Annotated in this window: 16 protein-coding genes, 5 tRNA genes and 1 pseudogene; 10 read left to right on the forward strand and 12 right to left on the reverse strand. The window is 48.8% G+C overall.

Annotated elements, in window-relative coordinates; translation table 11 throughout:
* The first annotated feature begins 11 nt into the window (after window positions 1-11).
* The 4 genes from FTT68_RS03790 (at window position 12) to FTT68_RS03805 (ending at window position 3,022) form a co-directional block, all read left to right on the forward strand.
* Complete coding sequence (locus FTT68_RS03790; protein ID WP_160242956.1) at window positions 12-980, forward strand: penicillin-binding protein activator; 969 nt, start codon at window positions 12-14, stop codon at window positions 978-980.
* Entirely contained in the window at window positions 981-1,403 is a 423-nt protein-coding gene (locus FTT68_RS03795; protein WP_075167708.1) for a YraN family protein, read from the forward strand. It abuts the gene before it with no gap.
* Between the two features lie 61 nt (window positions 1,404-1,464).
* Entirely contained in the window at window positions 1,465-2,148 is a 684-nt protein-coding gene (locus FTT68_RS03800; RefSeq protein ID WP_016659235.1) for a BON domain-containing protein, read from the forward strand.
* The gene (locus tag FTT68_RS03805; RefSeq protein ID WP_104470026.1) at window positions 2,138-3,022 is read left to right on the forward strand and encodes an alpha/beta hydrolase; all 885 of its coding nucleotides are present in this window, start codon (window positions 2,138-2,140) and stop codon (window positions 3,020-3,022) included. Before FTT68_RS03800 ends, FTT68_RS03805 begins: the two co-directional genes overlap by 11 nt.
* A gap of 11 nt (window positions 3,023-3,033) precedes the next feature.
* Here FTT68_RS03805 and nudC read toward each other — a convergent pair whose 3' ends face one another.
* The 3 genes from nudC to dnaQ all read right to left on the reverse strand — a co-directional run bounded on the left by nudC (window position 3,034) and on the right by dnaQ (window position 7,057).
* Window positions 3,034-3,801 (reverse strand): NAD(+) diphosphatase, encoded by a 768-nt coding sequence (gene nudC / locus FTT68_RS03810; RefSeq protein ID WP_075167710.1) that lies wholly within the window; start codon window positions 3,799-3,801, stop codon window positions 3,034-3,036.
* Window positions 3,801-5,444 (reverse strand): hypothetical protein, encoded by a 1,644-nt coding sequence (locus FTT68_RS03815; RefSeq protein WP_005179216.1) that lies wholly within the window; start codon window positions 5,442-5,444, stop codon window positions 3,801-3,803. The genes nudC and FTT68_RS03815 overlap by 1 nt, the downstream gene beginning before the upstream one ends.
* A 125-nt stretch (window positions 5,445-5,569) precedes the next feature.
* Entirely contained in the window at window positions 5,570-7,057 is a 1,488-nt protein-coding gene (gene dnaQ, locus FTT68_RS03820) for a DNA polymerase III subunit epsilon (protein ID WP_005179215.1), read from the reverse strand.
* A gap of 206 nt (window positions 7,058-7,263) precedes the next feature.
* On the opposite strand from dnaQ, the gene FTT68_RS03825 reads away from it, so the two are divergent.
* The 6 genes from FTT68_RS03825 to FTT68_RS03850 all read left to right on the forward strand — a co-directional run bounded on the left by FTT68_RS03825 (window position 7,264) and on the right by FTT68_RS03850 (window position 17,358).
* Window positions 7,264-10,473 carry a LysM peptidoglycan-binding domain-containing protein gene (locus FTT68_RS03825; RefSeq protein ID WP_180175218.1) on the forward strand — a complete coding sequence of 1,070 codons (3,210 nt, stop codon included), beginning with the start codon at window positions 7,264-7,266 and terminating at the stop codon, window positions 10,471-10,473.
* 27 nt (window positions 10,474-10,500) lie between these two features.
* Window positions 10,501-12,339, forward strand: a complete 1,839-nt coding sequence (locus tag FTT68_RS03830) for an extracellular solute-binding protein (protein WP_005179213.1) — start codon at window positions 10,501-10,503, stop codon at window positions 12,337-12,339.
* 29 nt (window positions 12,340-12,368) lie between these two features.
* Entirely contained in the window at window positions 12,369-13,439 is a 1,071-nt protein-coding gene (locus FTT68_RS03835) for a microcin C ABC transporter permease YejB (RefSeq protein WP_180056499.1), read from the forward strand.
* Window positions 13,439-14,452, forward strand: a complete 1,014-nt coding sequence (locus FTT68_RS03840) for an ABC transporter permease (protein ID WP_180056501.1) — start codon at window positions 13,439-13,441, stop codon at window positions 14,450-14,452. The genes FTT68_RS03835 and FTT68_RS03840 overlap by 1 nt, the downstream gene beginning before the upstream one ends.
* Entirely contained in the window at window positions 14,427-16,013 is a 1,587-nt protein-coding gene (locus FTT68_RS03845; RefSeq protein WP_180175221.1) for an ABC transporter ATP-binding protein, read from the forward strand. The genes FTT68_RS03840 and FTT68_RS03845 overlap by 26 nt, the downstream gene beginning before the upstream one ends.
* Before the next feature lie 100 nt (window positions 16,014-16,113).
* Window positions 16,114-17,358, forward strand: coding sequence for an NADH:flavin oxidoreductase/NADH oxidase family protein (locus tag FTT68_RS03850; protein ID WP_075174999.1), 1,245 nt, complete (start codon window positions 16,114-16,116; stop codon window positions 17,356-17,358).
* 256 nt (window positions 17,359-17,614) lie between these two features.
* On the opposite strand, the gene FTT68_RS03855 is transcribed toward FTT68_RS03850, so the two are convergent.
* The 9 genes and pseudogenes from FTT68_RS03855 to FTT68_RS03895 form a co-directional block, all read right to left on the reverse strand.
* Window positions 17,615-17,690, reverse strand: a tRNA-Glu gene (locus FTT68_RS03855).
* A gap of 44 nt (window positions 17,691-17,734) precedes the next feature.
* Window positions 17,735-17,810: transfer RNA gene (locus FTT68_RS03860), tRNA-Glu, on the reverse strand.
* 24 nt (window positions 17,811-17,834) lie between these two features.
* Window positions 17,835-17,910: transfer RNA gene (locus FTT68_RS03865), tRNA-Glu, on the reverse strand.
* Between the two features lie 133 nt (window positions 17,911-18,043).
* A pseudogene (locus FTT68_RS03870) lies at window positions 18,044-18,948 on the reverse strand (alpha/beta hydrolase).
* A 90-nt stretch (window positions 18,949-19,038) separates the two neighbouring features.
* Window positions 19,039-20,457: an amino acid permease gene (locus FTT68_RS03875; RefSeq protein ID WP_005179201.1), complete on the reverse strand. Its 1,419-nt coding sequence runs from the start codon at window positions 20,455-20,457 to the stop codon at window positions 19,039-19,041.
* A gap of 113 nt (window positions 20,458-20,570) precedes the next feature.
* Window positions 20,571-20,646: transfer RNA gene (locus FTT68_RS03880), tRNA-Glu, on the reverse strand.
* Window positions 20,647-20,875: 229 nt separating this feature from the next.
* Window positions 20,876-21,034 carry a hypothetical protein gene (locus tag FTT68_RS03885; RefSeq protein WP_168382599.1) on the reverse strand — a complete coding sequence of 53 codons (159 nt, stop codon included), beginning with the start codon at window positions 21,032-21,034 and terminating at the stop codon, window positions 20,876-20,878.
* A gap of 83 nt (window positions 21,035-21,117) precedes the next feature.
* Window positions 21,118-23,613 (reverse strand): TonB-dependent siderophore receptor, encoded by a 2,496-nt coding sequence (locus FTT68_RS03890; protein ID WP_180175219.1) that lies wholly within the window; start codon window positions 23,611-23,613, stop codon window positions 21,118-21,120.
* Window positions 23,614-23,768: 155 nt separating this feature from the next.
* Window positions 23,769-23,844: transfer RNA gene (locus tag FTT68_RS03895), tRNA-Glu, on the reverse strand.
* Window positions 23,845-23,860: the final 16 nt, after the last annotated feature.

Here is a 23,860-nt window from a genome sequence, read left to right on the forward strand (position 1 = left end):
TAGGTTTCTCCATGTTTAGGCAAATTATTAATAACAATAAAAGACAGCTTCAAAAAGTAATTATCACCACGGCGCTGTTGGGCGCAGGACTTTCAGTTGCCCAGGCCGAGATTCTGGTCATTCTACCTGAATCGGGTCCTATGGCGCGAGCCGGTTTCAGTATTCAGCAGGGTTTTATGCACGCTTATCAGGCATCGGGTGAGAAAATGCCGGTTAAATTGATTAATTCCGAGCAGCGCAAAATTGGTCCCTTGCTGCGTCAGCATGTCAATGCCAAGACCCGGGTGGTGATTGGACCTTTGGCACGTGCCGATGTCGAACAGTTAGTTGCACTGCGGCCCAAAGTGCGTACACTGGCTTTAAACGAGGTGATTCAGCAGCATCCACGGGTGTTACAGTTTAGCCTGTCAAAAAAAGATGATGCGCAGACCTTAAAACAGCTGTTCCAGAAAGATCAGATCAATCATTTGTATATTCTGCGTGAACCCGGCACCGAAGCTGAACATGAGCTGTTATTGATGTCTCTGGTGTCGCAGCTGGATTATCCGGTGGAGGTGGTAGACAGTCCGCCGAGGTGGCTGAAACGTCAGCAGGGGGTGTTATTGCTGGGTTCGAATGGCTGGATCAATCGCCAGAACAGGTTGCCCAAAAAGCGCTTATACAGTCTGGCCAATGCCGTCGAGTCACAGCAGCAGTTACCGCAAGGCCTGCAGTTTTGTGATGCGCCGGCTTTATATCAGTCCCAATGGGCAGATGTACAGGCCGGGATTCAGGCGGCCAAGGCGGAACACTTTTCTTTTCAGCGGCTGGTGGCCTTTGGTGGAGATGCCTGGCAGATCGCCAATTATTATCTGAAACAGCCACAATTAAACCGCATCGAGTTTGAAGGGCGAACCGGTTTAATCCGGATTCAGGACAACCAGATTCAGCGTATTCCGAAATGTTATGTGCAGCAGAAACAGCTGGTGCAGATCCTGTAAATGGCCAGTCAGCGCGCGCGTCTAGGCCAGTGGGCCGAACAGCAGGCTGCAATGTTATTAGAGCAGCAGGGTTATCAGATTCTGGCGGCCAATTACCATTGCCGTTATGGTGAAATCGACCTGATTGCCCGGCAGGATCAGCAGCTGGTGTTTGTGGAGGTAAAGGCGCGATCTTTTAGCGATTATGGCCGGGCGGTGGAGGTGGTTTCCATCTCCAAGCAGCAAAAGCTGATAAAAACTGCGCTGACCTATTTGAGCAATTCTGCACAATTACAGGATTTTTATTGTCGATTTGATGTGATTTGTTTTGATTTTACTGAACAAATTGCAAAAACAGTACAGCAAGATTTTTCCAATTTCACGTATGATCTGCAATGGATTGAAAATGCTTTTACTTTTGATTCAGAGTTCATTAATCTTTGAAGAGAATTGAAGCAAAGATGCTTGAAAACAGAAATGAATAAGTAATGAGGAGTCTTGCTGAGTGTTAAATCGTATCGCAATCACAGTGCTGTGTGTGGCAAGTTTATCCGGCTGTGCAAGTTTTATTTCCAGTGGTACGGGTTCTGCACCTGTAGGAACGGAAAGTGGCGCACGCTCACTTGGCCAGGTCTTTATTGATAACTCCATTGAACGTACAGCAAAAATTAATTTATATAAGCTGGATGCCCGTTTTAAACAGTCACGCGTTAATATTGAAAGTTTCCACGGCAATGTATTGCTGACCGGTCAGGTGCCAGATGCACATCTGAAGCAGTTGGCGGAAGACAATGTACGCGCCATGAGCGATGTCAAAACCGTACACAACTATATTACCGTGGGCAACCAGATTGGTTATAGCACCATCATGCAGGACACCACCGTGACCGCCAATACCCGTGGCCTGATTATGAAAGCGCCGGTGGTTTCTGACAGTAAAGTGCGAATTCACACCGAAGATGGCGTGCTGTATGTGATGGGCCGTTTGAATAATGCGGAAATCGCCGATTTAAATCAGGTGTTACAGCAGGTTGGTAATGTCACCAAAATTGTGACCTTAATTGATAATATTGAAGCCTCACAGGCCACATCTTCTGGTTTTGCCAGTCCGATGATGAATGTGCAGCCAGATGTACAAACCCCGGTCGCCATTGATCCGGACCAGATCGAGCCAACGAATGCGCTCTAAGTTGTTCCAGTTTAAAACGCAGCTGCAATATCGTCTGGTTCAGGCCAAAAGTGTATATCAGGAATTCCGTCTGTATGATTTTGGCAGTTATGCCCTGAACCGTTTGACTCCACGACAGGGCTATACGGTAGAGAACGATCTGGCTTATGGAGCGAATGAACGCCATCAGCTGGATTTGTACCGGACTGCCCAGCCACGTCCCCAGCAGCCGTTAATTGTTTTTGTCCATGGTGGTGCCTGGTCACGGGGTGATAAAAAAGATTATCGCTTTGTTGGAGAAGCTTTTGCCCAACAAGGTTTTGATGTTGCCGTCATTAATTATCAACTGGCGCCGCAGAATATTTTTCCGGTCTATATTGATGACCTGACTTTGGCACTGAACTATCTGCATGATCAGCAGGCAGAGTTAAGGATTAACACTGATCAGATTATCCTAATGGGGCACTCGGCCGGTGCGTTTAATATCATGTCGGTGCTGTATCATCCGCAGCCTTATGCGCTGAACTGCCGAGACAATATTCGGGCTGCGATTGGCTTGGCTGGTCCCTATCATTTTGACTATAAAGATGATCCGCTTTGTGCCGATGCATTTGATCAGACCATTCCTTATCATGATGTGATGCCGTATTACTTTGTGGAAAGTAATCACATTCGTCACTATTTGCTGGTGGCTGAGAATGACCAGATTGTGCATTTGAGTAATGCGGTTGATTTTGATCATGTGCTAAACAAGCATGGCAATCATAGTCAGCTGATCACCATTTCACGCACCGGGCATGTCAGTATTATGGGCTCGGTATCGAGTCTGTTTAGCCGTTATTTCAAGACCAAGCACACGATTATGCAGGCGTTGGAAGAAACGCTAAATTCCTGAGTAGTGTCTCTTTAGAGCCAGGCTTTGCTGTCGTCGGCGACGGCAGAGCCTTCGGTCACGTGTTTGATCATGGCATGGGCGATACTGCCTTTGAATGGAATATTCGGCAGCTGATCAAATTTAAAGAATTGTGCGTCGCTGATTTCTTCTTCCTGTAACTGCAGTTCACCACCGGCATATTCGGCTTTAAAGGCAATCATCAGGTTGCTTGGAAAAGGCCAGGGCTGACTGGCCAGATACTGAATATTCTTTAGCTGGATACCGACTTCTTCCGCGGTTTCACGGCGTACCGCTTCTTCCAAGGTTTCTCCCACCTCAACAAAACCGGCAATCAGGCCATACATATTGGTGGTGTTTCGCGCATTTTTGGCCAGTAGAATTTCATCTTCACCACGGGTAATGACGGTAATGACACAGGGTTGTACACGTGGATATTGGCGATACTGGCAGACCGGGCAAACCATGGCATATTCGGTGGCATGCGCTTCGGTTGGATGGCCGCAGTGGCTGCAAAAACGGTGATTACGACGCCATTCTAGCAACTGGATTGCACGGCTGGCCTGTTCAAATTCGGCACTGTTCCAGAACTGTAACAGCTGGCGAATTGGCAATAATTGATAGCCTTCAGGAATGGGCTCATCGGGGAGTAAGTCGCGGGCAATCACCTGATTGCCCGTAGACAGGTCACTTGCTAATTTTTCAACTCGGGGCAGTTGAAACTGTTCATCGACCAGCAGTTGCTGTTGGTGAAAAATATAGGCAAGTGAGAGTTCAGACATTAGGCTACAGCTTTCAGTTTTTCGCTACTTGCCAATGCTACATCAAACATCGACTGTAAAACAGGCTGTTTGTTTTTTAAATTGTCAATCAGCATGTCGGCACCGGCCAAGGTGTCTAACACGGCATTCAGCTCGTCACTACTGAGCGTTTCACCGGCTTCGCATTTACGATAGATAAAGTCAGCGGCAGTCAGCAGCGCCTGCTGGCCTTTTTCTTCATTCAGGAACAGCAGGGCACCGGCCACTTCACGCAGCTGGGTACAGGTGTTTTCCAATAAACGCACATCCTGATCCTGAACGTGCTGCACCAGAATCTGCTGAGCCAGATCAATTAAGGTTTTGGTTTCGCTCAGCAATACTTCATGCGCTTCATCTAAACGGTCCAGCGAAATGTGCATGTTGTTAACGCGCAGCTGTAAACGGCTAGAGGTATGATGACGCTCCAGCACCCCAATCGAGTTCATCGCTGATAAAATGGTGTTCATCAGCTGCTGGGCAAAGCTTTCTTCTTTGAGCACTTCGGCCTGACTCAAGGCGTCGGCCTGAACCAGCAGATCACGGTGGGCTTCATTCAGGTTCAGTACTTTAAAGATGTTGGCCAGATCTTTGAGCTTGGCTTGCAACTCCTGGGTTTTTTCAGGGGTCATGTTCTGGTAGTTGTATTCGATGTCATTGCGAATCTGCGCCATTTCGCTGGTCGCCAGAGCACTGATGGTCTGCATGGTTTCAAAATCCGGACCATACAGATGACGGCTGAAGACCTGTAACTGGGTGTCAGTCAGCAGGTCTTCACCAATATTCAGCTGTTCGCGGATGTGCTGGGCCACCTGATCTTCCTGGCTAATGCACAGGCTCAGGATGTTGGCCAGATCACTTAACTGGGCCTGGAAGCTGTCTGGTGCGGCAAAGTATTGACGCATATTCAGTTCAATACTGATTAAGGTGCGTAAACGTGGTTCATTCAGCAGCAGGTTATCAATCTGGTTTAACGCCACATAGACCAGATTCCAGTATTGTTGGCTTGGATGCTGGGCGGATAGACCGGCTAAATAGGTGCCGACCAGTTTCATGGCTTGCAGATCCAGCTCGGATTCTTCCTGCTTCAGCAGTTTGTACAGTGACAGTTTATACAGCTGATGCACATAGCCTGATTTTTCCAGACCGGGTGCTTGTGGCAATTTGAATTCCGGGTGAATACAGTCCAGCAGAGATTCAATATGCTGGCCTTCCTGGGTGAGTGGTTTACCCAAGGCACGTTCCAGACGGTTTAAGGTATCGAGCAGGAACTGTGGAATTTTAACTTCGCGCAGACAAATAAATTCGATGTAGCGCTTGAGCATGGTGGTGCCTTCACTTAAGGCAATTACGTCTTCAGTTTTAATTTGCGCCGGATTCCCCATAATCTTGCGCATTAATTCTGCTGAATATTGGGCAATTTTTGCCAGGCTCGACATATCAATCAGGGCCAGTACCTGGGCACATTGCTCAAACTGGTTAAGGGCATCATCAATCCCGAAAGGTAAAGTCTGATCTTCTGCCAAGGTGCTGACTGCGGATTCCACCAATTTGATTGAATTATCAACCTCATTTTTTATTATCAGTAACGCAGTCGGATCAAAATGAATAGAGGTTTGGTAAGACATGTATCTGCACCTTTCCTAGTGTTTTATCTGTTTATGGGCCTGCTGCAAAAACAGCAGACCTGTTTATCTTAACTATAACTGAACTAGGAACAGATTAAATACAAAAAATTACAATCGTCGGTTTTTTATTTGGCAAAAAAGCAGGGCTGTCCATGCTTTTCTTCAAATTGTTTGACCCAATTCTCATGTGCTTCCAGCTCTGCGGCGGAAGGCAGAATCACCGGCAATTCCACTTCAATGCTGCGACGACCCGATTCACCGCTTTGTTCTTCATGATGAGCTGACAGGGCATCCATATCAAAGGATACCTGGCCACCGGTCATGGCTAGATAGACATCGGCCAAAATTTCAGCATCGAGCAAGGCGCCGTGGAAGGTACGGTCACGCGCCGGAATTTCATAACGCTTCACTAAGGCATCGAGCGAGTTCTTTTGTCCCGGATGCTTGTTTTTGGCCATTACCAGGGTATCGGTGACTTCACACACCGCCGATAAATCGCCTAGACCACAGCGGTTAAACTCCATATCCAGGAAGTTCATATCGAAGGTGGCGTTATGCGCAATAATTTCCGCGCCTTTTAAATAGTCATACAGCACTGCAGCAATTTCGGCATACTTCGGCTTGTCTTTTAAAAACTCATCCGAAATACCGTGCACCACTTCCGATTCACCGACCGGTTTTTCCGGGTTGATATAAATATGAATCGAGCTGCCGGTCAGTTTGCGGTTGACCATTTCAATCGCGCCGACTTCAATAATCCGGTCACCATCCTGATAATAAAAACCGGTGGTTTCCGTATCCAGAATCAGCTGGCGTGGACCATAAGCCTGAACCGTGGCCGGGGTAATCACAATATGGGGATGCGATGACGTGTTTGCTGGCGCTGTTGCACTCTGGTTCTGGGTTTCATCTTGGATCAGGACTTCGTTCTGATTCGGGCTGTCATTTTGACTGAGGGTTTGCGTCACGGTAATGCTGTGCTGGGTCAGACTGAGATGATCCTCCTGCACCATTAGCAGTTCTTCTTCGACTTCAACGTCTAGTTGGCTGTCGTCTAGATCGAAGCCAAAAGGGTCGTCGAGCAACCAGTCAGATTCTGCTTTTTTTTTAGCCGTGCCCGGCGGGATGACTTCAGACTCAGCGCTTTTATCTTCAGTAATGATTTGTACCGGCGTCACTTTGACCTGCTGTGCAAATACCAGATCGGCCCCTTTGTTGGCCAGCTGATCGGCCATTTCATTGCCAGCATGGCCAGCGTGACCTTTAATCCAGTGCCATTCAATTTCACGACCCTGACAGATGGCATCCAGTTTTTGCCATAGGTCCGGATTTTTCACATCTTTCCAGTTTTTCTTTTTCCAGCCGGCAATCCATTCGGTCATGCCGCGTTTGACATAGTTGGAATCGGTCCAGAGAATCAGTTTGGCCTCTGCCGGGCAGAACTGAATGCCTTCAATGGCTGCCGTCAGCTCCATACGGTTGTTGGTGGTTTCCAGTTCCCCGCCATAGAGTTTGTGCTGCTGGGTTTCTGTAATGACATATGCACCCCAACCGCCCAAGCCAGGGTTTCCACGACAAGCACCATCCACATATAGTGTGATTGTTTGAGACATAAGCCAGATCCAAAAAGAGCCAAATAAAAACCGAGCCGCTATTGTATAACGCAATTGCAGATCAGAAACGCCGAAGACGTCAATTTTTTAATTTCTTGTAACATTTATATTAGAATCGCGCTAGAGTAAAACCTTGTGTCGTAGTGATGCTTCACTACAATGTCAAATCTAAAAAATAATTTATAGACGAGTTGTTTGGATTTCCTATGTATAAACCAACCACACGCATGTGGCAGCCTATGGTCCCGGCACTATTTAAAATTACAGTTTTGGGTTCAGCGCTGGCCGCGCTCGGCATCAGCACCGGCTGTACCTCTACACAAAGTGCCAGCAAAGCGTCAACGTCGAGTCAGGTTGGTTCAGGTTATCTGGACGCCAGCAGTTTAGATTCACTGGAAGATTTATTGTCGGCCACCGACATGCGCGCGGTAGAAGGCGACCGTTTACTGATTTTAAAACACGGTGATGTCTGGAAGCGTATGACCGTAGGTTTCAAAATGGATCTGGAACACTGGAATCCGCGTATTGAAGCGCAGCGCGGCTGGTTTATTTCACGTCAGCCGTATATTGACCGTTTAAGTGCGCGTGCTTCACGTTATCTGTATCACACAGTTAAAGAAGCCGAGCGCCGTGGCATGCCGACCGAACTGGCATTATTACCAGTCATTGAAAGTTCGTACGACCCGGCAGCAACCAGTAGCGCTGCTGCAGCCGGTTTATGGCAGTTTATTCCAAGTACCGGACGTATTTATGGTCTGAAACAGACCCCGCTGTATGATGGCCGCCGTGATGTGGTCGAATCGACCCGTGCTGCCTATGAATTCCTCGGTAGCCTGTATAACCAGTTTGGTTCCTGGGAGTTGGCTCTGGCCGCTTATAATGCCGGACCGGGCCGTATTCAGCAGGCGATTAACCGTAACAAGGCTGCCGGTTTACCGACCGATTACTGGTCACTGAAATTGCCACAGGAAACCATGAACTATGTGCCGCGTTTCCTGGCAGTGGCGCAAATTATTAAAAATCCAGGTGCCTACGGGGTGCGTTTGCCGCCAATTGCCAACCGTCCCCATTTCCGTGAAGTGACGGTCGGAGCGGTGAATTTAAATGATGTGGCCAATATTACTGGTCTTAGCCGTGCCGAGTTATATGCACTGAACCCGGGCCATCGTACTGACCGAATTGACAGTGCCAGCCCGATGCGGATTCTGATTCCAGCCGATTTAAGCCCAACAGTCGATGAACGTCTGAAAAACCTGCAAGGTGGTGGATTGCTGGCCAGCAACACTCGTCCTAGTGTGACGACGCAGACCACGACCAGTGCCCCAGCTACAAAAACCACCACACCCGCTTTGACGGCCAGTGTGACTCAGCGTACTGCTACGACTACACCAGCGAGCACAGCCAAAACTGCTAGCAGCACGACTACAACCAGCACCAAACGGATCAGTACGCCACGCGGCTCATCGGCTTTGGCCTCTTTTGCGGCCAATTCAGATATTCCAAGTGCTCCACGTATTCCGGTGGCCATTACCCCGGCACAGAATATTCAGCCGGTGAAGGTCGAACCGCCAATTTCAGCAGCAGAACGTGAACAGATTCTGGCGGCAGTGAAAACTGAAGACCAGAACAAAACGGTAGAAGAGGTGTTGCAGCCGGTGGCCTCTCAGGCTGAACAGGCGCAGGTGGTGGCCGAGTTAAAAGAAATTGCACCACAAGGCACTGAAATTGTCGATCCTTATGATGGCAAAATTAAGCTGACCGCGATTCAGACCAGTCTGTCGGTGGCCGAGCAGCAAGGCAAAGAGCTGACCAAAGGTTTTGCTTACCCGAAAAGTGTCGCGGATAGCACCCGTCCAGATTCAGATGAAGCCCAGCGGAACCAGGGCAAGAACGTAATCAAGACCGACACTGAAGTGGTGGTGGTGCCGCCAAAAGGCAAGCGCAGTACCTATACGGTACAGGCCGGCGATACCCTGGTGCTGATTGCCATGAAAAATGGGGTGAACTGGCGTGATGTGGCAAAATGGAACCAGATTGATCCAAACTCGACTTTATATGCCGGTACCACCATCTATTTATATGATGCCAAACCACAAGCTGCCGCGCCAGCCAAAGCCAAAGAGCAGCCGGAATCCTATGTGGTTAAAGCTAACGATACCTTAACCGGCGTGGCCAATCAGTTTGGTTTATCGGTCAAGCAACTGGCGGATTACAATAATCTGAACACAAGCAGTGGCCTGTTTGTCGGCCAGAAGCTGAATCTGCAAGAAACAGCAGAGATGCGTGCCAAGGCAGCTGAGCAGAAAGCGGCTGAAACCAAAGTGGCCACGCAAAGCTATACGGTGAAGCGCGGTGAATATCTGAAACTGATTGCGGACCGTCATGGCTTGTCCAATGCAGAACTGGCAGCCTTAACTCCGGGTCTGACTGCGGGCAGCAGTTTGCTGGTTGGACAGCGGATTAATGTGCCTGTAAGTGACTCGAAAGCCGAAGCAAAAACTGAAACGGCCGCAGAGAGTCGTCGTGCAGTGCCAAGTACATCAACAGCTGAGATTAAAACGGAAAACTATACTGTCCAGCGCGGAGACACCTTATCGAGTGTGGCCGCACAAAGCAAAATGAGTCTGGCTGATCTGGCCGCCTTAAACCAGATTTCGACCAATACCGGCCTGCGAATTGGGCAAACTTTAAAAATTCCCGCCGGTTCGACCATCCCGGATAGTTATACAGTACAGTCGGGAGATACCTTAACTGCCATTGCCAACCGCTATAACCTGAGTCTGGAGCAGATTGCCAGTTTAAATGGCATCAGCCGGACTGCCGGTTTACGTACCGGCCAGCGCCTGAAACTCAGCGGTGAGCCAGCGCTAGTGGAAGAAAGCAAGGCCAGTACAACTGCGGTAGCCTCGGACATTCATATTGTAAAATCGGGTGAGACCTTAAACAGTATTGCGCGTAAATATCATTTGCAGCTGAACTATCTGGCTGCGCTGAATGATCTGCCACGTACTGCTGCACTGCGGATTGGTCAGCGTTTAAAAATTGAAGGTGATCTGGACAGCAGCAGCAACCGTGCCGCGGAAAGTGCAGCGGTAAGCAGCGCCAGCACGGGTAAAGCAACCGATGCCTATACCGTTAAAGCCGGTGAGTCCTTAAATGCCATTGCCAGCCGTACCGGTATTTCGGTCGCTGAACTGGCAGCCTTGAATGGCCTGAGTCCGCGTGCCGGTTTAAGAGTTGGCCAAACCCTGCAGTTGCCAAAAACTATGACGGAATATAAAGTCAAGCGCGGCGATACCCTGATTGGGCTGGCCAGCCGTTATGGTCTGGAAACCAGTGAACTGGCTGATATGAACGAGATTAAACCGAATACGCAGCTGCGTATTGGAGAGATCATCAAGGTTCCGAACCTGTAATTGCCGGGCACAAGGAGTCGTGACCGCATGAACAGATCTTTATATGGCTTGAGTGCTGTGGCAACAGCACTGGCCTTGACCTCAAGCTGGAGTTGGGCTGCGCTGCAGACTACGCCGTATATCGCGCTGCACAGCAGCCCGAAATACAGCCAGCTTGCGGCCATGCCCTATGCCAATCCGCAAGCACCGAAAGGTGGCATACTGAGTCAGTCCAGCAATGGCACTTTTGACAACCTGAACAGCATGAACGGTAAGGGCAGTGCGACCGATGGGGTGAATTATCTGTTTGATTCGCTCATGACCAGCTCGCTAGATGAGCCGGGGGTGATGTACCCACTGCTGGCAGAAAAAGTGACTTATGATCCGAAGCAGACCAAGTTTGTCATTTTTCATCTGAATCCAAAAGCACGTTTTAGTGATGGCACACCGGTCACCGCGGCTGATGTCAAATTCAGTTTTGATACCTTCCAGAGCAAATCTAATCCGGGTTTGCAGATGTATATTGCCGATTTGGATAAAACCGAGGTCTTATCCAGACATCAGGTCAAAATGACCTTTAAATCCGATAACAACAGTGAAATGCCGCTGATTTTATCGGCCTTACCGATTTATTCCCAGAAAGACTGGCAGGGCAAGGACTTTAGCCGGATTACCTTGCAGCCGATGCTGGGGTCAGGCCCGTATCTGATTGAACGGATTGATGCCGGACGCAGTATTACTTATAAGCGCAATCCGAACTATTGGGGCAAAGATCTGCCGGTAAATAAGGGCCGTTATAACTTTGACCGGCTTAAATTTGTCTATTACCGCAATATGGATGTGGCCTTTGAAGGCTTTAAGTCGGGCCAATACACGCTGCATGAAGAATATACCGCGCGCAAATGGGTGACGGAATATCAGTTCCCGGCAGTGAAAGCGGGGATGGTGGTGAAATATAAGTTCCGGCATGAAAACCCGGTGCCAACACAAAGTTTTGTGTTTAATACCCGGCGTGCACCGATGCAGGATATTCATTTCCGTCAGGCGCTCAGCCATGCCTATGATTTTGAATGGCAGAATAAAGCCCTGTTTTACGGACAGTATCAGCGTTTGCAAAGTTATTTTAGCAATAGCGAACTGGAAGCCAAAGGTCGTCCAAGCGCGGCGGAGCTGGCACTGTTAAAGCCGTATTTAAAACAGTTGCATCCGGTGCAGCGTCAGGGGGTGCTGGCCAACTGGAAATTCCCGGTCAGTGATGCCAGCGGTTTTAACCGCAGCGGTCTGCTCAAAGCCCGGCAGATCCTGCTGAATGCCGGCTATCGCTTCAAGGATGGCCGTTTGCTTGATCCGAAAGGCAACACCATCCAGCTGGAATTTTTAATTCATCAGGATGGCTTGCAGCGTACTTTAATGCCTTTTGTGCGCAATTTAAAACGTCTGGGGATTGTGGTGAATATCCGTCAGGTCGATGTGCCGCAATATATTGAACGGATGCGCCGGGCAGAATTTGACTTAAGCACCATGGTCTTGCCACAGTCCTTAAGTCCGGGCAATGAACAGGCGCAATTCTGGAGCAGTGCCGCGGCAGATCAGCCGGGCAATTATAATTATGCCGGCATCAAGAATCCGGTCATTGATGACATCATTCAGAAAATTATTTACGCGCCTGACCGCCAGCAGCTGATTGTCCGGACCAAAGTGCTGGACCGCTTATTACGCGCTGGTTATTACCAGATTCCGACCTATGGCAAAGGCGAGCACTGGCTGGCCTACTGGAATATGTACCAACAACCGAAAATAAAACCAAAACTTTCCATTGGACTTGATTACTGGTGGAGTGATGCAGCCGGGGCGCAAAAAGTAGCCCAGTATCTGCGTAAACAATAAGCTGGCTTTGCCACAAGGATGCTGAGCGCATGGGAACCTATATCCTGAAACGTGTGTTGCTGATTATTCCCACACTGTTTCTGATTTTGCTGATTAACTTTATTGTGATCCAGATTGCCCCGGGCGGTCCGGTCGAGCAGGCAATTCAGCAGGCAGAAGCCTTTCAGGGCATGGGCGGGAGTGGCAGTGCCGAAACTGCTGCGGCCGGTTCAACGCCCTATCAGGGCGCCAAAGGTCTAAGTGATGAAATGGTGGCTAAAATTGAAGCGCAATATGGGTTTGATAAACCAATTCATGAGCGTTTCTGGCTAATGCTGAGCAGCTATCTGCAATTTGATTTTGGCACCAGCTTTTTTAAAGACAAGCCGGTGACCCAGCTGCTGTGGGAAAAACTGCCGGTATCGCTGTCTTTAGGATTGTGGAGCACCTTGCTGATTTATCTGGTGTCTATTCCACTCGGGATAAAAAAAGCCCGTCAGCATGGTCTGATCTTTGATAAAGCCACGTCTATTTTGCTGGCCGTTGGCTATGCCATTCCGGCCTTTGCTTTTGCGATTTTATTGATTGTATTTTTTGCCGGTGGTTCCTATTTTCAGTGGTTCCCGCTACAGGGATTGGTCTCGGAAAACTTCGATCAGCTGAGTCTGCTGGGTAAAATCAAAGACTATTTCTGGCATATGACCTTGCCGCTGCTGGCGATGGTGATTGGTGGATTTGCCGGGTTGACCTACTTAACCAAATATTCGTTTATGGAAGAACTGAATAAACAGTATGTGCTGGCGGCACGCTCCAAAGGCCTGACCGAATCGCGGGTGCTGTATGGCCATGTTTTTCGTAACGCCATGCTAATTGTGATTGCTGGCCTGCCGGAAGCATTAATTGGGATTTTCTTTGTCGGTAACCTGTTTATTGAAATTATTTTTAACCTCGATGGTCTGGGATTGCTGGGCTTTGAAGCGATTGTACAGCGTGATTATCCAGTAATTTTTGGCACCCTGTTTATTTTTACCTTGTTAGGATTAGTCCTCAGACTGATCAGCGATGTGCTGTATCAGGTCATTGATCCACGGATTAATTTTGAATCACGGGGGGCCAAATAATGTCTCCCTTGATGCAGGCGCGGCTCCAGCGTTTTAAACAGAACCGGCTGGGATTTGGCTGTTTTATCGCCTTTGCTCTGATTTTTATTTTGTCCTTAGCGGCCGAGCTGATCGCCAATGACAAGCCGCTGCTGGTCAAATATGAAAACAGCTTATATATGCCGGTGTTCAAGGCTTATCCTGAAACCACTTTTGGCGGGGTCTTTGAAACCGAGGCGGAATATAAGGACCCGGCTGTGCAGCAGCTGATTCAGGACCAGGGCTGGGCCATCTGGCCACTGATTGAATATTCTTATCAGTCACCGAATTTAGAGCTGGCTGTGCCGGTGCCGTCACCACCGACCAGCGATAACTGGCTCGGGACCGATGATCAGGGCCGAGATGTACTGGCGCGGATTCTCTATGGCCTGCGGGTATCACTGCTATTCGGATTTGCCTTAACGCTGGCCTCTGCTGCACTTGGCATTATCGTCGGGGCGATACAGGGCTATTATGGCGGCTGGGTCGATTTGCTGGGACAGCGGATTCTGGAAGTCTGGGGCGGTTTACCAATGCTGTTCATGGTAATGATTCTGGTCAGTATGTTTAGTCCGAGTGTGTACTGGCTGTTTCTGATTATGCTGCTGTTTGGCTGGCCGACCTTGGTCGGACTGGTCCGGGCCGAATTTTTAAGGGCACGTAATTTTGATTATGTCCGTGCTGCCCGCAGCCTGGGTGTGAGCGACCGTACCATCATGTTCCGGCACATCTTGCCCAATGCCATGAGTTCAAGTCTGTCACAACTACCCTTTATGCTGACTGCGAATATTACCGCGCTGACTGCACTGGATTTCCTCGGTTATGGTTTGCCGTCCGATGCTGCATCTTTAGGCGAACTGCTGCTACAGGGCAAGAATAATTTAAATGCGCCGTGGCTGGCATTGTCGGGCTTTTTTACCCTGGCAATTGTTTTATCTTTACTGATTTATATTGGAGAGGCGACCCGTGATGCATTCGATCCAAGACGCCAGTAAGCGCACGCCGGTGCTGACGGTACAGCAGCTCCAGATTCAGCATCAACAGCAGCTATTGGTGCACAATTTAAATTTTGAATTGCACGCTGGCGAAACACTGGCGCTGGTCGGTGAAAGTGGTTCGGGTAAATCGGTGAGTAGTCTGGCCTTGCTGGGCTTGTTGCCGAGTCAGCTACAGATTCAGGGGCAGGCACTGTTTCAGGGGCAGGATCTGCTACAGCTGAATCCGGTACAACTACGCCAGATTCGCGGCCAGCGCATTGCCATGATTTTTCAGGAGCCGATGACGGCATTAAATCCGCTGCATCGGGTGGAAAAAATTATTAGCGAAAGCCTGCTGTTACAGGGGCATTCCAAGGCGGAAACCCGGCAACGCGTACTGCAATTGCTGCAAGATGTCGGCATTCCCCAGCCGGAAGATAAACTGAAGCGTTATCCGCATGAACTGTCAGGTGGGCAGCGCCAGCGGGTGATGATTGCCATGGCCTTGGCGCTTGATCCGGACATCCTGATTGCCGATGAACCGACCACTGCGCTGGATGTAACTTTACAGGCGCAAATTCTGGATCTGCTGCAAAGCTTACAGCGCAGCCGGCAGATGGCCATGATTTTAATCAGCCATGATTTGAATCTGGTGCGGCATTATGCCGATCAGGTCATTGTCATGAACAAAGGCCAGGTCGAGGAGCAGGGGCCGGTTGAACAGGTCTTTCATGCGCCGCAGCAGGCCTATACCCGGGAACTGCTGCATCATGATTTTGGTCAGGCTTTACAGGTAGAGGCGACTCAGCCTTTATTGCAACTGCAACAACTGGGTGTGAAGTTTCCCATTAAGCAGGGTTTACTCAATCGGGTCAAAAATTATTTTGTTGCGGTGGAGCCGCTGGATTTAAATCTGGCCCAAGGCGAATCCATCGGTATTGTCGGGGAAAGTGGTTCCGGTAAAAGCTCGCTGGCGCTGGCGATTTCGCGTTTAACTGCCAGTGAGGGCAAAATTGATTTGCTGGGCCAGGACTTGAACCAGCTTTCGGAAAAGCAGCTGCGGCCATTACGCAGTGAATTTCAGATTGTATTTCAGGACCCGTTTAGCAGCCTGAATCCGCGTTTAAATGTCGAGCAGACCATTGGCGAAGGGTTGGCCTTACAAAAGCTGTCAGCATCCGAAATTCAGCAGCGTATTGATCTAGCACTGGAAAAAGTTGAATTGCCGGTCAGTTTTAAAACCCGTTATCCGCATGAACTATCCGGTGGACAGCGGCAACGGATTGCACTGGCACGTGCGCTGGTGCTGAAACGGAAACTGCTGATTCTGGATGAGCCGACCTCGGCGCTGGACCGCACCACACAACGCGCCATCGTTAAACTGTTGCGGCGTTTGCAGCAGCAGGAGCAGATGAGCTATCTGTTTATCAGCCATGATTTGCAGGTGGTCAAGGCCTTGTGTCAGAAGGTATTGGTGCTGAAACATGCCAAGGTGATGGAATTCCAGCGTACTGAAGATCTGTTTGCACAGCCACAAACTGACTATACCCGGCAGCTGATTCAGGCCAGTCAATATTGATCTGTGACTATTTTTGACAATACGAGTTGTCAAAATTTGCTTGACCATTGGGGTAATTCAATGGAGTATTTGCTCTAGACCACAATGTCAGGATTGACCAATGAGCCAGATTGCAGATCAGCTTCAAATTAGAAAGACCACATTTAAAAACCGCATCATTAAAGGCGCTATGAGTGAGGCGCTGGCCAATACGGCTGGTCAGCCGAACCAGTTACATTTGGGCTTATATGAGGCCTGGGCCAAGGGTGGGCTGGGCTGTGCCATTACCGGCAATGTCATGGTGGATATTCGTGCCAAAAATGAACCGGGCGTGGTGGCCATTGAATCAGAACGTGATCTGGCCAAGTTGCAACAGTGGGCACAGATTGGCAAGCAGTATGGCATGGTGCAACTGGTGCAGCTGTCGCATCCGGGACGGCAATGTCCGAAAGGCCTGAACAAAGAAACCGTCGCGCCTTCCGCCGTACCGTTTAGCCCGGCCTTGGCCACCACCTTTGGCACACCGCGTGAACTGCGTGAAGATGAGATTCTTGATATTATCCAGCGCTTTGCCCGCGCAGCGCAGATCTGTGAGCAGGCCGGTTTTGAAGGGGTGCAGCTGCATGGCGCACATGGCTACTTAATCAGCCAGTTTTTATCACCGCTAACCAATAAACGCCAAGATCGTTGGGGTGGCTCGATTGACAACCGGATGCGCTTTTTGCTGGAAATTTATCAGGCGGTGCGCGCTGCGACCTCTGAAGATTTTATCATCTCAGTCAAGCTGAACTCGGCGGATTTCCAGCGCGGTGGTATTAGTGAGGAAGATGTGATTCAGGTCTTTAAAGCGATTGATGCTGCCGGAATTGACCTGATTGAAGTATCGGGGGGGACTTATGAAGCACCGGCTATGGCTGGAGTGAAAGCGGAAAAACGCAAAGCCTCAACTCTGGCGCGTGAAGCCTACTTCTTGGAGTTTGCAGAACGGATCCGTCAGGAAGTTCGTTGTCATTTAATGGTGACCGGCGGTTTCCGGACCGTACAGGGCATGAATACGGCACTGGCCAGCGGCGCCTGTGATTTTATCGGGATTGCTCGCCCATTTGCGGTGGAGCCAGATCTGGCGCATCGTTTGCTGGCAGGGCAAGATGTGCGTTATGGTGTCGATAAAATTAAGACCGGCATTCCACTGGTCGATAAAATGGCAATTATGGAAATTATCTGGTATGCCGCGCAGTTTAAGGACATTGCCCAAGGCAAACAGCCGAATCCAAAACTCTCGCCTTTAAAAGTATTTTTTAAATATTTAAAAGGCAATTTGACCGCGGTAATTAAAGGGCAGATTAACTCGCGTAAATCGGCCTAAACAGAAATGGGGAATGAGGGTGATCCATCCCGATTCCCCATCTACGCTTTATTCAGCCTTTTTGAGCATTTCCATCCATATTCACAGGAGATTGTATGAAGTGGATGAGGATCTGGGTGCAGGTGGTATGACTGTTTTAAACGGGTGATAGTATTTTTCCTAGCTCCCGTTCTGTACAAATAAAAAGTTGCAGCAATAAAAAAGCCCAAGTCGCAATGCTTGGGCTTTTTTATGAATCACGTGTGTGACCCGAATATGGCGTCCCTACGGGGATTCGAACCCCGGTTACCGCCGTGAAAGGGCGATGTCCTAGGCCTCTAGACGATAGGGACAGTGCAGAAGAATATTTTAAACCGCTTCTTTTGATTGGAAGGAGTGGCGTCCCTACGGGGATTCGAACCCCGGTTACCGCCGTGAAAGGGCGATGTCCTAGGCCTCTAGACGATAGGGACTTAATAAAATATTACTTCTGAAATTGGCGTCCCTACGGGGATTCGAACCCCGGTTACCGCCGTGAAAGGGCGATGTCCTAGGCCTCTAGACGATAGGGACGTTTCAGAGGTGGGCGTATATTAGGGTGAAAAAAGGAGGGTGTCAAACGCTTTTCTACAATTTTCTGGCTGCAAGGCTTTTAAGCGAATAAATTTAGAACAATTTGCATAAATCAGGTGAAAATTCCCTCAATTTAAGCACTTTCTGGCAGTAACTCGACCAAGGCCTCTAAGACTTGGGGATGCTGCAAATAGCCATAGACTTCATGAGGACGATCTACCGGAGTTTGTACCTGCCGGTTCAGAATGGCCGGTTTAAAATGAAACGGTGGTTCCGACAGTGGAAAGGCGGTCAGAAAATCATCCGGAGAATAAAAATTAATCCAGTCGCCATGCAGGGCAGTGGGGCGCTGAATCGGCTGTTGTAAATGCTCCTGAATCACCCGAAAGGCCAGCGGCGAATCGAGGGTAATAAAGCGTGCAATATTCAGTTCCGGATGCTGAATTAACAGATTATAGGCAATTACCGTGCCTAAGGAATGCGCCAGAATAATATGGGTGTTATCCTGACAGAGCTGGGCATAAATCCGGCTGTGTACCTCTTGAATAAAATGCGGATCGGCCAGGTATAAATAGGCTTCGACCAGAAATTTATGCAACAAGCTGGCATGCAGTTTGGGAAAATAATTGATCAGCCGGGCAAAATCACGCAGTGCAATATCCCGGCTTAAAGCACTAAGCCATTTCAGTTTCTGGTTAAAGTTGAGCGCATCATAGACTTGCAGATGCGGAATATTGCAATCGCCGGGGCGATGTTCTTCCACCATTGTGGTCGGTTTTTGAATTTTGACTGGATGTAGCAGTGGAAAATGCGGCCAGTGCTGCGGCATCAGGGTGCTGGCATTTAAAGTATTTTGCAGATGATGTTTGGAGAGCAGATCGCCATAAAACGGCATACAGATGGCCTGTTTTAAATCGGCAAAAAATGGGACTGCTGGCTGCGTTTTAAACCCTGCTCCAGTATTGATAACCACAGTCGACGCAGTGAATCGGCAGTCTGGTGTTGCTGATTCATCCCATGAATGCAAATAATATTCATTGTAGGGCCAGCATGTGAATAAGAATGGCTTTATTTAACAGTATAGATAAAAAAAGAGCGGCCGGGGCCGCTCTTTACTGCAAATCCTGATCAGATTTTTTTATGATAAAAACGGTAATAGCTGATATAGCAGGCTGCAATAAAGATTAAACAGCCAAAGAAACTGATGCGCATGGATGGATCAAACACCATACTCAAACAGGTAATCAGACAGAATACAAAGCCCAGAATTGGCACAATCGGGAACAATGGTGCGGCAAAGCCCAGCTCTTTCACGCTACGACCCTGTTTATACCATTCACGGCGGAAGTTGAAATGACTTAAGCAGATACTCATCCAGACCACCACCATGGTAAAGGCCGCAATACCGAGCAGGTTGGTAAAAATCAGCTCAGGTGCAAACTGCTCAGACAGCAAGCCTGGCATTGCGCCCAGCATGGTGACCATCACTGCCACATAAGGAATACCACGCGAGTTGACCTTGGAGAAAACCTGCGGCAACTGCTTCTGATACGACAATGACCACATCATCCGCGATGCTGCAAACAAACCTGAGTTGGCGGCAGACAGTAAGGCGGTAATAATCACGAAGCGGATAATATCTTCTGCGTATGGAATCCCGATGTGCTGGAACACGGTCACAAATGGACTGCTACTCACGCCCTCAGCGGCCAGACCGGCTTCCTGATGCGGCAATAACGCAGTCACAACCAGAATGGTTCCGACAAAGAAAATCAGCAGGCGGAAAATTGCGGTGTTGATGGCTTTTGGAACGTTTTTGGCCGGGTCTTTGGTTTCACCAGCGGCCACACCAATCAGTTCGGTGCCAGAGAAGGCAAAGTTCACAATCAGCATGGTGGTGAAAATCGGGAATAAACCTTCCGGGAACCAGCCCTGTGCGGTTAAATTGCTAAACAGCGGCGCAGATTCATAGCCCTGATAGCCGATCACGCCGAAAATGGCCAGCAGACCGAGCAGAATAAAGGCCACCACGGTCACGACTTTGACCAGTGCCAGCCAGAATTCGGATTCAGCAAACCAGCGGCTAGACACCATATTTAAGGTAAAGACAAATACCCCAAAAATAATGGTCCATAACCACATCGAGATGTGCGGGAACCACTCCTGCATCAGCAGGGCGGCTGCGGTAAATTCAGTCCCCAGGGTGACTGACCAGGTTAGCCAGTACAGCCAGGTGACGGTATAGCCTGTTCCGGGTCCAATATAACGTTTGGCATAAGCACCAAAAGAACCGGATTCAGGCATATGGACAGCCAGTTCGCCCAAACACAGCATAACCATGTAAGCGATCACGCCGCCCAGAAAATAAGCAAGAATGGCACCTACAGGCCCCGTTTGTGCAATGACTTCACCCGAACCTAAAAATAAACCAGTTCCGATTGCACCACCAAGTGAAATCATAACCAGATGTCGAGTACTCATAGCGCGTTTTAAAGGCGCAGAATTGCCCTGATGCGTAGCATCATTCGGAGAATGAGATGTCTGCATAAGAGTAGGAGAATAAAAGAATAGAGAAGCAGGCTATTGTAGAGAAAAACTACAAATCTGCAATCAATAATCAAAACAATTGGGTTAGAAGTAATCGTCTGGCGCGATTTAGATGGCGTCCCTACGGGGATTCGAACCCCGGTTACCGCCGTGAAAGGGCGATGTCCTAGGCCTCTAGACGATAGGGACGTTGCGAGGTGAGGGCTATATTAGGGATTTGCCTCAAAGATGTCAATTTGATGACGGGAATAATTCCACGATTTGGATTTATTTGTCTAAAAAGTATCTGTTTAGGCTGTTGGAAAATTTATCGTTTGATGATGGCCACCCGGTTTTTAATAAGCACTTCAATCTGCACCGGATTTTAACCCATGAGCATCTGCACGACTCATCGTACTGGAGATAAAAAAGACCACATTTAGTGGTCCGGGGTTTGGTACTCAGGTGCTTGTGGCTGCGGCGCGGCCTGTTCAGCCGGTGCGGGCGCTTGCGGTGCTTTGCTATCACGCGACACAATGTACAGATAAAGCACCGAAGGCAGCAAAATAATCAGAACCAGAAAAATCTTTTTTAACATTGTCTTATAAAAAAAGCATGGGAAATTACTGCAATTATAGCGGATGCACAGTCTAAAAGTGCAAGCCTGTGCATATTTCCACGCTAGAATTTAAAGGTCACATCGGCAATAAACTGCCGGCCAATGTCGGGCTGGGCGCTGCCGCTGCTGTCAATAAAGCTGTTGGCGCGGTTGGTGACATTGTTAATAGTCAGACCCAAAATGGTTTGAGTATCTTTAAAAGATGGAATCCGGTAGCTGGCTTTTAAGTCCCAATAAAACTTGTTCTGGGTGGTGTACGGCGTATAGGCATCATGCTGCACGCCCTGTGCGTCGGTATAGCCTTTGGCCTCACGTTTTAGGGCATCAACTTTACCCTGATAACTCAGGAAATGGCTGAGCGTTAGCGGCAGGCGGTCAAACTGCATCTCCCAGTTCAGACGCACGGTCCACGGCACATGAAACTCATGGGCAGGGCGATCCTCGGCATCAATCAGTTGCCCCTTATAATAGACTTGCGGGGTGGCGGTCAGAATATCGGTACTGTCGTAATGATCAAAATTGCGCGTGGTTTCGGTATAGTCTGCATTCAGGGCCAGACGATGCTGTGCACCTAAAAATGCCAGTGGCGCCAGGTTGCGGATGGAAAGTGAATAAATATCGGATACAGAGCGACCGCGATTGTCATAGCTATAACTCAGATCTTCCAGATTCATTTTAGTTTTACGTAACTGGTCCTGATTGTCACGGTTGACCCATTTCAGGCTGAGTGCGGTATTGTTCAGTTTGGAACTCAGGCCGAGTACGGTTTCATCGCTATACGGGGTTTGTAGCTTGGAGCGATAGGTGAAACTGGTCTTTCCTGCGGTTTTGGGTGTCCAGCCTTGTTCCAGCTGCGTGCGTGTATATTTTTGCTCAAACTGGTCAATCCGGTCATTCAGTTCATTCACAAACGCATTTAGCCCGTAATAGCGGTTCCAGCCACCCAACAGGGTTAAGCGCTCATTACCAAAAGGACGGATTTCTAGTGCGGTTCTGGGGGCAACATTGTTCTGTTTATGGATGGAATCATAGTCACTCCGGAAGCCCAAGGTTGCGCTCAGATACTGATTCCAGTGAATCTGGTCTTCAATAAAGGCATGCCAGCGATCCTGACGGATATCCAGTTGACCGGCATAATAGCTGGTTTTGCTGCTTAAATACTGGCCTTGATATTTATCATCCAGACTTGGCGCAGTATCACAGGCATTATATAGAGTGCCATTATCAGACTGGCAGTCGGCGCCGCTTAAATTTAAAGGCGTGGCATATACGTGGGCAGTTTCAGGGCGTTGCCAGTAAGCAGCATAATGGCCATAGCCGGCCCCGATTTTAAACTGATGCCGCAAAGATGCGGTTTCAATCGGCTCAAACAGGGCTTTAATGGTGTATTCCAGCCGGCTTTCTTGCTGCTTTAAGCCGCCCATATGACCTTCAAAGCTATATTTGTCCTTGCCCCAGTTTTTGCTGCTCGAGTTGAGCCAGCTATAGTGATTCTGGGCAGCCTGACGTCCCGCTTGCTGGCGTTGATAGTTCAGCTGCTGGGTCAGCAAGACACTGTCGAGCTGGTTGTTCAGATTAAAATACAGGTTCTGGCTGTTCGAGTGCTGGGTCGATTCAGAATCACGGATATTGGATTTAAAATACAGTCCATCATTTTCCAAAAAGCTCGCACCCAGCTTAAACGAAGTACGTTCAGAGGGATCATAAAATAATTCCACACCGGCATTGCGGGCCTGACGCTGCTGTTCAAATTGCCCTGATTCGGCAAAATCTGTTTTTAAGGGAATGGCTGAATGCCGGTATGAAGCAAAGGCATTAAAACCCCATTGTTCACTGAGCCGGCCATAACTGTTCAGGCTGATGCCCTGTTTGGTGAAGTAGGGCTGTGCCGATTCATCGCTCGAATCTTCAAAAGCATCACGGCTGTCCTGAGAGGGGAAATTGACTTTTGACCAGGCATCCGAGGTGTAGTCATAACTGAGCGAACCGTGAATTTTACCAATTTCGGTTTGCGGAGCGCAGGTTTCGGCAGAAATCACGCCACCGGTAAATTCTCCATATTCCGCCCCGATATTACTGTCTAACACGGTCAGTTTGCACAGTAGGTCGGTATTGATGGCAGCGGCCTGTGAATTGCCCATTAGCTGGTTGGGATGATTGGATTGCTGTGCCCCCACCGGATTAATCGTATTGTTGATGGCGAGGCCATTGATCAGAATCTTGTTATCGTAAGCCAATCCGCCATTAATACTGATATCGGCCGCGTTCAGTTCACCTTGCTGCAAGCTGCTGCGAAAGCGGTGACCGAGCTGCACGTTCGGATTCACCTTTAAAAATTCGGTGATGTTCTTGCTGCTATTCGGGCTTTTCTTTAAATCTTCCTGATTATAGACTGTTTTTCCCAGCGCATTTTCCTCTTTGGCCTCGACCACAATGGTCGACAGTTTGAGCGAGGGAGATGGGGCGGTGTGTTCTGATTCTTGAATCTGTTCAGCAAAACTAAGGGAGCTGAAGCTACTTAAAATGGCCACAGACAAGCTGGAATAGGCAAAACGCATGAGATGTGTTTTTTGTAAAAGATAATGCAAGCGATTATCATTAACTTGATGGGCTTAATCAATAGAAATGAGAATTATTTGCAATAACAGCTTAAATAAACAACAGTGCTGTGCAAAGAAGAATAAATAAAAGAGGAGGAGGAGAGAAATGTAGATGGCGTCCCTACGGGGATTCGAACCCCGGTTACCGCCGTGAAAGGGCGATGTCCTAGGCCTCTAGACGATAGGGACGTTTAGAAGATGGCGG

Source organism: Acinetobacter sp. Q85-2, from assembly GCF_013420555.1.
Classification (GTDB): Bacteria; Pseudomonadota; Gammaproteobacteria; order Pseudomonadales; family Moraxellaceae; genus Acinetobacter; species Acinetobacter indicus.